Below are 12,536 nucleotides of genomic sequence, written 5' to 3'. Positions count from 1 at the left end.
TTTTCGTGATTTTGAGGTTGAGTTTTTATTGGCTCAAAACGGTTCCTGAAATCAGAAATATAATATGGGGCAATCAAAAGTTTGCTTTGTGGATATTGGGAAAAAATGAAACTATTGCTCTAAAGAATCTTTAAAAGAGATGAAGAAATATTTTCGAAATTCACCTGTACAAAGTGTGTACAAGAGTTCTTTTAAAATCCGTGGAGATTCCGTTGACTTTTAGAATAAAAAAATCCCTGAACCTTATATTAGTTAGGGATTGATTGATGTAGTTTGGTAGCCTATAGGGGAATCGAACCCCTGTTGCAAGAATGAAAATCTTGAGTCCTGACCACTAGACGAATAGGCCAAATTTTGAGGTTGCAAAAGTAGGAATTAACTTTTAAACTTCAAAATTATTTTTTTTGATTTATTTGTAGACCTTTTGTATCACAGTATTTTTGACACCTTTAGCTTCAAGTTCCTTTTGAAGTTTTACAGCATCTTCTAATGTATATACCTTTCCATAGGTGTAGTAAAATACACCATTGTCCTTATTTCGTTCCACATCTTTTAAATTCTGGAGGATATAAGAATTGCCATTCAGCTTATCGCCTGCATACACTTCGATCGTATAGTATCCCATGCTGATTCTCTGATTCGGCATAAATCCTACAGCAAATGCATTTCTGAAACCTGCATCTTTCGCTGTTTTAAGATTAATATCTTTTACCGAAGCCATATTGGTTACAGCATAGTAATACTTGTATTGTCCGTTTTCTTTAAGAGTAAGAATATAGTTCAGACCTTTCAGGGCAGGATCATTTTCATTGTATTTCGTAGGAGAACTCATCAATAGAATTCTGAAATCGTTTTTCAAAGGAACTTCTGCCGGTTTTTCAGGTTCAGGCTTTCTGACTGCAATAGAACCTCCGGATTTTCTGTCAATAGCCTTTTTGTAATCTATAATAGCATTATAGATACTTTCAGCAATTTCACTCTGTCCTTTGTCTGAAGCAATATAGTGACTTTCTTCAGGATGGTTGATGAAACCTGTTTCTATCAGTACAGATGGCATCGCGTTCATACGGAGAACGTGAAGGTTTTTCTGAAATACACCTCTTGAGGATCTTTTATCTTTATTAACAAAGTTATCTTCTACCAATCCTCCCAGAAGAAGACTTGATTCCAGATATTTACTTTGCTGAAGTTTCAGGGCAATTAATGACTCCGGAGAATCAGGATTATAAGAACCAAAGGTTTGCTTATCTTTTTCATCCAGGAAGATCACGTCATTTTCCCTTTTGGCTACTTCAAGATTTTCGTTATTCTGGTTAGGTCCCTGTACATAAGTTTCGGTACCATAGGCTGTAGGTCTTTGGGAAGAATTACAGTGGATGGAAACAAAAAGATCTGCTTTGCTCCTGTTGGCCAGATTGGTTCTGTCAGACAGAGAAGGGTATTCGTCAATTTTACGGGTATATATTACTTTGAAATCTCTGTTTTTCTCCAACATGGCACCTACTTTTAACGTAATGGCAAGTGTAATGTCTTTTTCTGCGACTCTTCCAATGTCGGAATATGTCCTGTTGGCTCCATGATCACTTCCTCCGTGTCCCGCGTCCAGAACGATAGTAAACTTCTTTTGAGAGAAAATAAAGTTGCTGGTTAGGATAAGGAGAAATGATAAAATTATTTTAAAATTTTGTTTGTGCATCTTACAGTTATAAAAATTATATTAATTTTGGGCCTTAATTATATAGTATAAAATTGGCCAAAACCGTCTTCAAAAATATATTACAAATTTTAATTATCCTAATTTTTAACAATTTTTTAGCACAGAAAACTCCTGAAAAATTGCCTAAAAATGCGGTTAATGATACTATTTCCAAAAAGGATACCATAGTTGTAAAAAAAGAACCCTTAAATGATGTTCTTCGTACAAAAGCGGATGATCAGAGGAGAGATGTCCCTAAAAAGATGACATTCCTGAACAAAAATGCTCAGGTAAAATATCAGGATATGCAGATTGATGCAGATTATATCTCTATTGATGATAACAAAAATCTGATCTATGCGCGAGGGAAACAAGACTCTTTAGGGAAAATTGTAGAACCTGTAATTACGACGCAGGCCGGGAAAAAATACGAAACCAACGAGTTCAGCTATAATACAAAAACCAAACAGGCGATTGCTTTCAATGCAAGAACAGAAGAAAGTGAAGGGGTAATTATAGCTCAGAAGACTAAAAAATATAATGATTCCGTATTCGCAATGAGAAAAGCGGATTATACAACGGATGATTATTTCATTAAGAAAAAAGATACGGCTGCGGATTATTTTATGAGAGCTTATAATATTAAGCTGATTAAAACCAAAACAAAATCCCAGATCGTTACAGGTCCTATTCAGATGTTTATCGAGCAGGTACCTACACCGCTTTACCTTCCGTTTGCTATTTTACCGTTTTCAGATAAAAGGGCAGCCGGTATTCTGATCCCGAGTTTTGGAGAAAGAGAAGATGTAGGTTTCTTCCTGAACGGGATAGGATATTACCAACCCATTGGAGAGCACTTCGACCTTAAAGTTTTAGCAGATATTTATACAAAAGGAAGCTGGAACTTACGTCCTCAGGTGAATTACCAGAAAAAATACCGCTATTCAGGAAACTTTACTGCAGACATCGGTACTATGGTAAGAGGAATTAAAGGTTTGGATGATTATACTAAAAACAGTACGTATAGAATCAACTGGACACACTCACAGGATTCTAAGGCCAATCCTTTCCTTACATTCAGTGCTTCTGTGGATATTGTAAGTACCAAGTTCTATAATAACCCGCTGAATAACAACTATATTTTCAACCAGAATGTATTGAATACTCAGCAGAACTCTACGGTAACCCTTACCAAAAGATTCCTGAAACTTCCGATGACTATTACAGGAACGGCTTCTTATTCTCAGAACTTTGCCACAGGATTGGCAGACCTTCGTCTTCCACAGATGAACGTAGCCATCAACCAGTTCTATTTATTTAAATCAAGAACAGGAATCAGACAGGGACTTCTTGAAAATATTACGGTAAATACCGGGTTCAACCTTACCAATTTCGTAAATACTCAGGAGAATGAGTTGTTTAAAAAAGAAATGTGGGATAAAATGCAGACAGGACTTAAAAACAATATCGCATTAGCTACCAATACAACATTGGCAAAATATTTCACTTTCAGTTTAAGTGCCAATATCGACAATGCTTTGACAACAAAAACGTTGAACAGATATTATGATCCGGTAAAAAATGTAACGGTTGACGAGATTAACAAAAACTTTACAGGATACTCTACTTTCTCCACTTCTGCCAGTCTTCAGACAACGCTTTTCGGAATGATGAAATTCAAAAAAGGATCTACAGTAGAAGCGGTGAGACATATGATGACTCCAAGTTTGAGTTTTACTTATTCACCGGACTTTTCAAGTCCTAACTTCGGATATTACAGAAACTATTATAATGCAACAGGAGCGCTGACGCCATATTCTATTTTTGAAAAAGGAATTATCGGAAGCCCGTCAAGTGGTATGCAGGGAGCCTTAGGTTTCAATATCGGTAACAATATCGAGATGAAAGTAAAGTCTAAGAGTGATTCTACAGGGGTAAAGAAAATCAAAATTTTTGAATCTTTAAACCTTGCAGGAAGCTACAACTTTGCCGCTAAAGATCATCCTTGGTCTGTATTTTCAATCAACGGACAGTCTTCTTTTTTCAATAATAAACTTACTGTAAATACCAGTCTTGCACTAGAACCTTATAAAATTGATTTCTCATCAGGAGAGAATACGGGAGTGAGAACAGAACAGTTCGGTCATTTCAGTGTACAGGGATTCAACGTTCAGCTATCTTATCCTTTAAGCAGTGAGATTTTTGGAGAGAAAACAGATTATGCCAAGAAGTATTCTTCGAAGGGAGAGGTCCGAAATGAGAATTATTATTTTGATGATGATCATTATGCTCACTTTGATCAGGCGTGGACTTTAAATATCAGTGCGAATTATGCATACTCAAAAGGATTAAGCAAATTTGCCAATAAAATTGCATCCATAGGATTGGACGGTAGTATCAAGTTAACTCCTTACTGGAATATTAACGGAAGTACACATTATGACATGGTGACTAAAGAATTGGCGTATACAAGAATTGGTTTTTCAAGAGATCAGCGAAGTTTTACGATCAATTTCAACTGGGTTCCTTTCGGACAGTATAAAGTGTATGACTTCTTTATCGGTATCAAAGCCAATATCTTAAGTGACGCATTGAAGTACAAAGACAGAAGCTTTACCCAGCCTAATGCACCTTTCTAATATCAGATTGGCATTTGACAATATAAATTTTATATTTGCAAGCAAAATAAATTCTAATGAAATCACTGTTGGCAGAATTCAAAAACCAACGAATATTGCCAGATAGTGATTGTATATAACCATAGAAAAAAATAAATATCCGCTATGAAACAAATAATCAACACAGTTAATGCACCTGCAGCTATCGGACCTTATTCACAAGCTAATATGGCCAACGGAGTTTTGTATATCTCCGGACAGATTCCTGTAGATCCTGCAACTGGTAAATTGGTAGAAGGAATTGAAAAAGAAACGCACCAGGTAATGAAAAACCTTGAAGCGATTCTTACTGAAGCCGGCATGACTTTCAAAAATGTTGTAAAAGCTACTATCTTCCTTAAGAGTATGGATGATTTTGCTGTAATGAACGATATCTATGCATCTTACTTAGATTCAGAAAGCTATCCTGCGCGTGAAACAGTACAGGTTTCATGTTTGCCTAAAAATGTGGATATCGAAATTTCTATGATTGCACATCAGGATTAATGAACTTTATAAGAAATACAATTGCGGTTCTGATAGGTCTTGGTATTGCAGGACTTATTATTACTCTTGGTATAAGAGCTTTTCCGCAATGGGTAACTTTTGAGGCTTTTGCTCCGTTTGAGCACTGGCAAAGGTTTCTTTTCAGTATGAAAGATGATAAGGCATTTTTCGGCTTCCTTTTGTTTATTTCCGGATTAGGGACTACTATTGGGGGAGTGGCAACCGCTATCATTGTTAAATATGCTAAAGTAGCCTATGCTATTCTGATTGGCTTTATTATGCTTTTTATTGCCATGTTGGATGTTATTATTTTTCCATATCATCCTACATTTTATAAGATCTCCATTTTCCTTACATTCTTTCCGTTTTCCTGGATTGGAGGTAAGATTGTAGAAGTGATCTATGAAAGAAATAAAAAGAAAAGTATCGCTGATAAAATGAACAAGTCTAAATAAATAATAAAAAAACGCTGCAGATTTCTGCAGCGTTTTTTGTTGATATGAAAGGAATTAATAGATTTCCTTATTAAACATATTTCAAAAAATAAAGAGGATAGTCCAGCTCAAAGGTTTCATGGAAAATGGTAAATCCATTTTGTTGATAGAAGGTTCTATTTTCTAATGTTGTTGTTTCAACATATACGAGATCGTTTTCATATTTATTCATAGATTCCTTTAAAAGTTTTGTACCTATTCCTTTTCCTTGTTCACCGGGAACTACAGCCATTAACCATAAATGAACAAATTTTTCTTCCGGATGAAACTTTGCTAAGAGTTTTTCTCGTTGTAAAACTTTAAAGATATTTTCAATTCCAATACAATTGAACAGTAATTTTATTTCAAGCCAGATTTTTTTTAAACTGAATTGGAATTTATCTAAGTATAAAATACACCCTTTGTGATCATCACTAAGAAATATACTTCCATTTAGTATTGATAAATCAAATTGGAACTCCATTAATGCTTTCAATCTTTTATATCTGTTGCCGGAATTCTTTATAACAAAATTGATAGAATTGGGAATAAGAACGTTTATGAAAGCCTGGCATAAAATATTAACGACTTTTTCTCTATCCTTATAAGTGGCTTTTTTCATGCATTTTTTGTTTTTTCAAATATATTAAAAATAGAATTATTATATAGTGTTAACCAGTGTTTTATATGATTTTCATTAGTTTCTGGATTGAGTTTAATTATCTTATTTTTTTTCATAAAAAAACCATTCTTAAATAAGAATGGTTAGCTTTTTTAATATTAAATCAAAAATTCAATTAAGGCATTTTAAATCCTTTGGTATAAATTCTTCCGTAATCATCTACGAATTTCACCTGTACATTTCCTTGGTATTTCTCAAGGATCTTTTCAACATCTTTCTGTGAATTGACCGGTTTACCATTGACTTCAATGATGATATAGTTGTCTACGATTCCGATTTTAGCCATTTCGCTGCCCTCAGATACGTTTTTAGCAACCACACCACTGTTCAGTCCGTATTCTGTTTTGAAACGCTCTGTAAGTGGATCAAATTCAGCTCCGATTTTTTCAGTTACAGTAAGATCTGCTTTCGTTCTGGTAGAAGTACCTCCTTTCTGGTCTCTAAGCGTTACAGTAGTAGTAGCTTCTTTACCATTTCTTGAATATGTTACCTGAACTTTATCACCAGGACGTTTGCTTCCGATAGACATGGAAAGATCAGCAAAATCCGTGATATCGTAGTTGTCTACTTTAGTGATTACATCTCCTTTTTTCAATCCTGCATCTTCAGCGCCACTGTTTTCACCAAATCCTGTAACATAAATTCCGGAACCTACTTTTAGATTTGTTTTGAACTGTTTGTTGTAAGAAGTTACCAATTGATCATTCGAAAGATCTAAAGACTGAACACCTAAGAATCCTCTCTGTACAATTCCGAATTTCTTGATATCCTCAACAATTTTTCTTGCTAAGTTAGAAGGCACTGCAAATCCATATCCTTGGTAATATCCTGTAGTAGACTGAATCGCAGAGTTGATCCCGATAAGCTCTCCATTTGTATTTACCAAAGCTCCTCCTGAGTTACCCGGGTTAATAGCAGCATCCGTCTGAATGAAACTTTCAATAGGATTAGTGGCTTTTCCCTGGCTTCCTAAGATTCCGATACCTCTTCCTTTTGCAGAAACAATACCTGCTGTTACTGTTGAATTTAATCCCAATGGATTTCCTACAGCAAGAACCCATTGTCCCACGTCAATATTGTCAGAATTCGCAAAATTCAGATAAGGAAGACCTTTTTCTTCAATCTTAAGTAAAGAGATATCCGTGTTAGGGTCTGTTCCAACCAAAGTTGCGATATATGATTTTTTGTTGCTTAGTACAACTTCCAGCTTATTGGCACCTGCTACCACGTGGTTATTGGAAATGATATAACCGTCCGGAGAGATGATTACACCAGAACCCATTCCCGATGGCATATTATCAGGAGCCTGCTGCTGCTTCTGTCTCTGCTGGCCTCTTCCTCCGAAAGGATCTCCGAAGAAAAAGTCAAACAAATCCTGTTCTGAAGCTCTGCTTGCTGTTCTGCTCTGGTAGTTTTTAATGGTAACTACAGCCGGAACGGTTGTTTTAGCTGCTTTTACAAAATCATCACCTACCGCTCCCGTATTCATTCCTGCGAATGAAGTGTTAGGGGCTGCTGTTGTGAAATACGATTGATCTCCATTGTTGGAGCTATGTCCGAAATATTGTAAAGCTCCAACGGTAGTAGCTCCGGAAATGACTCCAACTACTGCAAATGGTAATAGTTTTTTTAAAGTACTCTTCATTGTATATCTTTCTTGTTTATTAATTAATTTTTCTTTTTATGTTTTTGAGTAAACAAATTTAATGTTAAATAAGTAAGCAATTAGTATGCTATGTTTCAATTTTAACTAAAATTTAACGGCTATTATATCATTTTATGCCTTATGTCATAATTGTTAATGCCATAGTTAACAAAACTTAAAAAAAAATTAATGAAAATATGGCAGATTCATCAGACAAAGTCATCGGTTTTTCACTGCCAATCGTTCATTATTTATTGTTCGTGATTTGTGTCATAAAGATACTTAATTCAAAAATTATTATCTTTGCAAAAATTTTATTCTCACTTAAAACGTTTATAGCATGCAACTGTATAACACCTTAAGCGCAGAAGAAAGAGCTCAACTTATTGATGAAGCCGGTAAAGACCGTCTTACTTTGTCTTTCTATGCGTATGCCAAAATCGAAGACCCCAAAAAATTTCGCGACGAATTATTTATAGCCTGGAATGCACTTGATGCGCTTGGCCGTATTTATGTTGCTAAAGAAGGAATCAATGCTCAGATGAGTGTTCCTGCTGATCAGTTTGAGGCTTTTCGTGATACGCTGGAAGTATATGACTTCATGAAAGGAATCCGTTTGAATGTAGCGGTAGACCAGGACAATTATTCTTTTTTAAAATTAACGATAAAAGTCAGAAACAAAATTGTTGCTGACGGTTTGAATGACGAGACTTTTGATGTTACCAATAAAGGGATTCACTTAAAAGCTCAGGAGTTCAATAATTTATTAGAAGATCCGAATACGATTGTCGTAGATTTCAGAAATCACTACGAAAGTGAAGTGGGACATTTTGAAGGAGCAATTACTCCGGATGTGGAAAACTTCAGAGAAAGTTTACCGATCATTAATGAACAGCTGCAGGATTTTAAAGAAGATAAAAACCTTTTGATGTACTGTACCGGAGGAATCCGCTGTGAAAAAGCAAGTGCTTATTTCAAACATCAGGGTTTCAAAAATGTTTATCAATTAGAAGGAGGTATCATTGAATATACACGCCAGATAAAAGAAGAAGGAATTGAAAGTAAGTTTATTGGTAAAAACTTTGTATTTGACCACCGTTTAGGGGAGAGAATTACAGACGATATTATTTCACAATGCCATCAGTGTGGAAAACCTTGTGATAACCATACGAACTGTGCTAATGATGCTTGCCACCTTCTATTCATACAATGTGACGAATGTAAAGCGGCAATGGAAAACTGCTGTTCTACGGAATGTCTGGATACCATTCATTTACCTTGGGATGAGCAGGTGAAATTAAGAAAAGGACTTCAGGTTGGAAATAAAGTATTCAGAAAAGGAAAATCAGATGCTTTGAAATTCAAAAATTCTGGAGATTTATCAGATAAACCTTTAGCAAAAGCTGAAACTAAAAATATCCGTCAAAAGATTGCTGTTAAAAAAGAATTGATTGGAAAGGCCGAGCATTACTATTCAAAATCAAAAATTGCACAGTTTTTAATTGAAAATAAAGATCTGTCAGTAGGAGATAAAATATTAATTTCAGGTCCGACAACAGGAGAACAGGAAGTTACTGTTACTGAAATCTATGCTAACGGAGGTCCTTGCGAAACGGCAAAACCAGGAGATCAGATCACTTTCGAACTTCCATTCAGAGTTCGTCTGTCTGATAAACTATACAGAATTGTGCAAAACGCATAATCCCAAATAAGCGATAAAGCTGCAAAAGCTTGTCAGGTAACAATTATTTCAGTTCAAATAACTTAATAATTATGCTAAAAGCTGAGCTTAGAAAAAAATATACTCAAAAAAGAAAAGCCTTGTCTACCGATGAGGCTTTCTTGTTATCGGAGAAGATTTTTGAAAATTTCATTCAGTATTTCAAGCCAAAAGAATCAGAGAAAGTACACATTTTCATTCCAATTCCGGCAAGAAAAGAAATTGATACCCAAATCTTCATTCAATATTTTTTAGCGCAAAACATCCGTGTTTATGTACCTAAAATTGTTGGAGATAAACTTATTAATATTGAGATCTTTGAAGATACTGTTTTTGAAACCAACAATTGGGGGATTTCAGAACCTGTTTCCAATGAAGATTCTGGCGAAAAATACTTTCATTATGTGATTACGCCTTTGTTGTATTGCGACAAAAAAGGGAATAGGGTAGGCTATGGTAAAGGATTTTATGATGGCTTGTTTCAAAGTATATCTGGGGAGACAAAAAAAATCGGAGTCAATTACTTTGACCCCGATGAATATGTGGATGATGTCTGGGAAAATGATATTCCTCTGGACTATTTGGTTACTGCTACTGAAGTACTGTCTTTCTTAAGCGGTTTGGAATAAAAATCTAAAAAGTAAAATTTAAATTCTTTTTTAAGCTTGGAAGTAGAAAGCAGGATATACTGTGCATTCTTTTCAAAACTTCCCAACGACTTATTTTTATTGTCAAAGTATTCCACATTGAACTTAGCGTAGTCTAATGTATCTTTTTTATAAAACTCTTTATAAACATTCAGGTTGCTCACCTTAGCTGTTTTTGCTTTCATGCTGTCAAGTTCTTTCAGCAATGTTTTGAAGGTAAGAGAGTCCGGTTTGTGGAAATAACTTTCCATTTGTGAATAAATCACGGTATCTATTTCTGTATTTCTGTTTCCGCTAAGATATAAGGTAGACAGATCAAGAAGTTCCTGAACTTTCTGTTTGGTGATGGAATTAATCGCCTGCATACTATCCATCTGTACGGCAGGATAGCTTTTTTCATTGTTGCTGTTTCGTAGTTTATCGAGGTCGCTCACCTCTGATGTTTTATTATTACAGGCAATAAATAAAGTCAGAAGCACGGTGAAAATTAAAAAATTACTTATTCTTTTCATCTGTGGTAGCAATTTTAAATTTGATGGATACAATCTTACCTTTGGTATCCTTTTTCATTTCTATTACATTCAGGTTTTTCAGTGAGGTTGTTGGAGTCGTTACCAGCGTGATATATTTCTGCTTATCCAATCTTTCTATTCCGTAGGTATCATTATCATATACCTGGTAGATCACCGCATTACTGCTGATTAGGTTTTCCAGCTGGTTTCTCTTCTGCTTAATGAGTGCAACCTGTTCGTCAGGATTTCCTCCTTTGATATCTTTGATAGAGAAATAATAGACAGCCATCTTATAATCATCAGGCTTTAGTTCTATTTTTTCTTCTTCAGGGGCATTTTCAAGATTTCTGTTTACTTCCAGAGGTTCGTAGAAAGGAGCACTGATTCGCATTTTTAAATTTTTATCCTTGGTAGAATAATAAAAACACTCACCCGGTTTTATTTTATACATCAATGGAGATTCATTTTCTTTCACTACCATTATTTCTAAGGTATTGATCACAGAAACTCCTCTGTCTTTATCGATGAAACAATATTTGTAAGTTTTTGAAAAAAGTACATCTTTAAAACCTAAAAGTCCGGTAATCGTAATCAAAACTGAAGTAACAAGTGCCCAGGCATTCTTTTTGAAGAAATTTTTCTTAGGCGGAACAGCTGAAATTTCAATCTCATTTGTTGTTGCTTTGTTTTGTGTAATTGGCTGATTTTCAGTATTTGATTTTTGTAAATCAGTGTTTTCCGGGGTCCTGATTTCAACTTTTTTGGGTTGAAATTCAATTTTTGGAAGTTCAGGAGCTTCAGAAACTGTTTTTTCAAGTTCATCGAGATCTTCTTCGTCAAAATTTTCATTTTCCTGAAGTAATTCACCCGCAAAAAGATGCTGTTTCTTGAAATCGTACCATGAGTTGTAACCCGCATAAATACTCAATAAATTGAGCATATCTATTCTTGGTAGTTTAGTAACCGGTGAAGTTTTAAAGTAAGTGTAAAATGACTTTTCACTGATGTTTCCTTTCGCTTTTTTTCGAAGGTCTTCCTGAAAATATATAATATCTATACCCTTCCACTTGGATATGTCATCCTGCGAAGGGGTATATTCTTTTAAGTATTGACCCTGAACATCCTTTTTTAGCTGTTCAAAGTGTAATAGATCTAAATCTGTCAATTTTTCAAAAAATAATTAAATTGTTGATTATCAGCTATGTTTTTTTGTAAAACTATTTTACAAAGGTATTACAATTATTTTTCATAGACAAATTTTCTAACTGCTCTACCTTTGTCTTGTTCAAATAACAGAACAGAAGAAAATTTTATAAAACAATATTAACAAAATTAAATTTAATTTATTATGAAAAAGTCATTATTCGTAGCTGCTATCGCTGCAATCTCTCTAGTTGCTTGTAAAAAAACTGAAGCTACTGCTACTGAAGGTACAACTGATTCTGCTGCTGCTACTGTAGCTGATTCTGCTGCTGTAGTTTCTGATTCAGCTGCTAAAGTTGTTGATTCTGCTGCAACTACTGCTGTAGAAGCTACTAAAGATGCTGCTGCTGCTACTACTGCTGCTGGTGCTGAAGTTGCTAAAGATGCTGCTAAAGGAGCTGCTGACGCTGCTAAAGGAGCTGCTGATGCTGCTAAAGGAGCTGCTGATGCTGCTAAAGATGCTGCTAAGAAATAATTCTAGCATACGCTTAACAATAAAAGAACCGTTTCACCCAGTGAAACGGTTTTTTTATGCTTAGTCATTGCGAGCCGAAGGCGAAGCAATCTCATTTTTAATAATAACCTGAGTTCGGAAATAAGGATAGCAGGTTTTAACTAAGTTGGGAAGCTGGGAGCAGGAAGAGAGAAGTCATTTTGATCATAACAATAGCTGTTCCCCAACTTTTTCATTTTTGTTTAAGGGTAATTTCATTCATTTTACAATTACTGCCAGGAATTATAAGACTAACAGTCACCTCCAGCCTCCTTCTTCCAGCTTCTTGTACACCCCTTAA

11 protein-coding genes and 1 tRNA gene are annotated in these 12,536 nt (G+C 35.0%); 6 read left to right on the top strand and 6 right to left on the bottom strand.

Going from position 1 to position 12,536, the window contains the following annotated elements; genetic code table 11:
• Positions 1 to 274: 274 nt before the first annotated feature.
• Positions 275 to 349, bottom strand: a tRNA-Glu gene (locus ACMA47_RS09210).
• A gap of 60 nt (positions 350 to 409) precedes the next feature.
• Positions 410 to 1,696, bottom strand: coding sequence for an N-acetylmuramoyl-L-alanine amidase family protein (locus tag ACMA47_RS09205; protein WP_413929551.1), 1,287 nt, complete (start codon positions 1,694 to 1,696; stop codon positions 410 to 412).
• A gap of 53 nt (positions 1,697 to 1,749) precedes the next feature.
• Here ACMA47_RS09205 and ACMA47_RS09200 point away from each other — a divergent pair, with 53 nt between their 5' ends.
• From ACMA47_RS09200 to ACMA47_RS09190, 3 genes are all read left to right on the top strand, one after another.
• Entirely contained in the window at positions 1,750 to 4,335 is a 2,586-nt protein-coding gene (locus ACMA47_RS09200) for a putative LPS assembly protein LptD (protein WP_413929550.1), read from the top strand.
• A 144-nt stretch (positions 4,336 to 4,479) separates the two neighbouring features.
• A complete protein-coding gene (locus ACMA47_RS09195; protein ID WP_034694591.1) occupies positions 4,480 to 4,860 on the top strand; it encodes a RidA family protein in 381 nt (126 codons plus the stop codon).
• Complete coding sequence (locus ACMA47_RS09190) at positions 4,860 to 5,315, top strand: hypothetical protein (protein WP_034694594.1); 456 nt, start codon at positions 4,860 to 4,862, stop codon at positions 5,313 to 5,315. The genes ACMA47_RS09195 and ACMA47_RS09190 overlap by 1 nt, the downstream gene beginning before the upstream one ends.
• Before the next feature lie 70 nt (positions 5,316 to 5,385).
• Here the strand turns inward: ACMA47_RS09190 and ACMA47_RS09185 are convergent, their stop codons facing one another.
• Complete coding sequence (locus ACMA47_RS09185; RefSeq protein ID WP_413929549.1) at positions 5,386 to 5,955, bottom strand: GNAT family N-acetyltransferase; 570 nt, start codon at positions 5,953 to 5,955, stop codon at positions 5,386 to 5,388.
• A gap of 175 nt (positions 5,956 to 6,130) precedes the next feature.
• The gene (locus ACMA47_RS09180; RefSeq protein ID WP_413929548.1) at positions 6,131 to 7,660 is read right to left on the bottom strand and encodes a trypsin-like peptidase domain-containing protein; all 1,530 of its coding nucleotides are present in this window, start codon (positions 7,658 to 7,660) and stop codon (positions 6,131 to 6,133) included.
• Between the two features lie 340 nt (positions 7,661 to 8,000).
• Here ACMA47_RS09180 and ACMA47_RS09175 point away from each other — a divergent pair, with 340 nt between their 5' ends.
• Both ACMA47_RS09175 and ACMA47_RS09170 read left to right on the top strand, forming a co-directional pair.
• The gene (locus ACMA47_RS09175; protein ID WP_413929547.1) at positions 8,001 to 9,362 is read left to right on the top strand and encodes a rhodanese-related sulfurtransferase; all 1,362 of its coding nucleotides are present in this window, start codon (positions 8,001 to 8,003) and stop codon (positions 9,360 to 9,362) included.
• Positions 9,363 to 9,433: 71 nt separating this feature from the next.
• The gene (locus ACMA47_RS09170; protein WP_413929546.1) at positions 9,434 to 10,009 is read left to right on the top strand and encodes a 5-formyltetrahydrofolate cyclo-ligase; all 576 of its coding nucleotides are present in this window, start codon (positions 9,434 to 9,436) and stop codon (positions 10,007 to 10,009) included.
• Here the strand turns inward: ACMA47_RS09170 and ACMA47_RS09165 are convergent.
• Entirely contained in the window at positions 9,958 to 10,539 is a 582-nt protein-coding gene (locus tag ACMA47_RS09165) for a hypothetical protein (protein ID WP_413929545.1), read from the bottom strand. The genes ACMA47_RS09170 and ACMA47_RS09165 overlap by 52 nt on opposite strands.
• The gene (locus ACMA47_RS09160; RefSeq protein WP_413929544.1) at positions 10,523 to 11,704 is read right to left on the bottom strand and encodes a hypothetical protein; all 1,182 of its coding nucleotides are present in this window, start codon (positions 11,702 to 11,704) and stop codon (positions 10,523 to 10,525) included. Before ACMA47_RS09160 ends, ACMA47_RS09165 begins: the two co-directional genes overlap by 17 nt.
• A gap of 183 nt (positions 11,705 to 11,887) precedes the next feature.
• On the opposite strand from ACMA47_RS09160, the gene ACMA47_RS09155 reads away from it, so the two are divergent.
• Positions 11,888 to 12,217, top strand: a complete 330-nt coding sequence (locus ACMA47_RS09155; RefSeq protein WP_034694620.1) for a hypothetical protein — start codon at positions 11,888 to 11,890, stop codon at positions 12,215 to 12,217.
• The last annotated feature ends 319 nt before the right edge of the window (positions 12,218 to 12,536 follow it).

Origin of the sequence: Chryseobacterium sp. T20 (assembly GCF_047345655.1) — a bacterium.
Taxonomy (GTDB): Bacteria; Bacteroidota; Bacteroidia; order Flavobacteriales; family Weeksellaceae; genus Chryseobacterium.
Note: the sequence above shows the minus strand (reverse complement) of the source record. Positions and strands in the feature narration are given on the sequence as shown.

Coding starts and splice junctions, on each gene's coding strand:
- ACMA47_RS09195 (WP_034694591.1), top strand. CDS start 4,480: ATGAAACAAATAATCAACACAGTTAATGCACCTGCAGCTATCGGACCT.
- ACMA47_RS09180 (WP_413929548.1), bottom strand. CDS start 7,660: ATGAAGAGTACTTTAAAAAAACTATTACCATTTGCAGTAGTTGGAGTC.
- ACMA47_RS09155 (WP_034694620.1), top strand. CDS start 11,888: ATGAAAAAGTCATTATTCGTAGCTGCTATCGCTGCAATCTCTCTAGTT.
- ACMA47_RS09165 (WP_413929545.1), bottom strand. CDS start 10,539: ATGAAAAGAATAAGTAATTTTTTAATTTTCACCGTGCTTCTGACTTTA.
- ACMA47_RS09175 (WP_413929547.1), top strand. CDS start 8,001: ATGCAACTGTATAACACCTTAAGCGCAGAAGAAAGAGCTCAACTTATT.
- ACMA47_RS09190 (WP_034694594.1), top strand. CDS start 4,860: ATGAACTTTATAAGAAATACAATTGCGGTTCTGATAGGTCTTGGTATT.
- ACMA47_RS09205 (WP_413929551.1), bottom strand. CDS start 1,696: ATGCACAAACAAAATTTTAAAATAATTTTATCATTTCTCCTTATCCTA.
- ACMA47_RS09185 (WP_413929549.1), bottom strand. CDS start 5,955: ATGAAAAAAGCCACTTATAAGGATAGAGAAAAAGTCGTTAATATTTTA.
- ACMA47_RS09170 (WP_413929546.1), top strand. CDS start 9,434: ATGCTAAAAGCTGAGCTTAGAAAAAAATATACTCAAAAAAGAAAAGCC.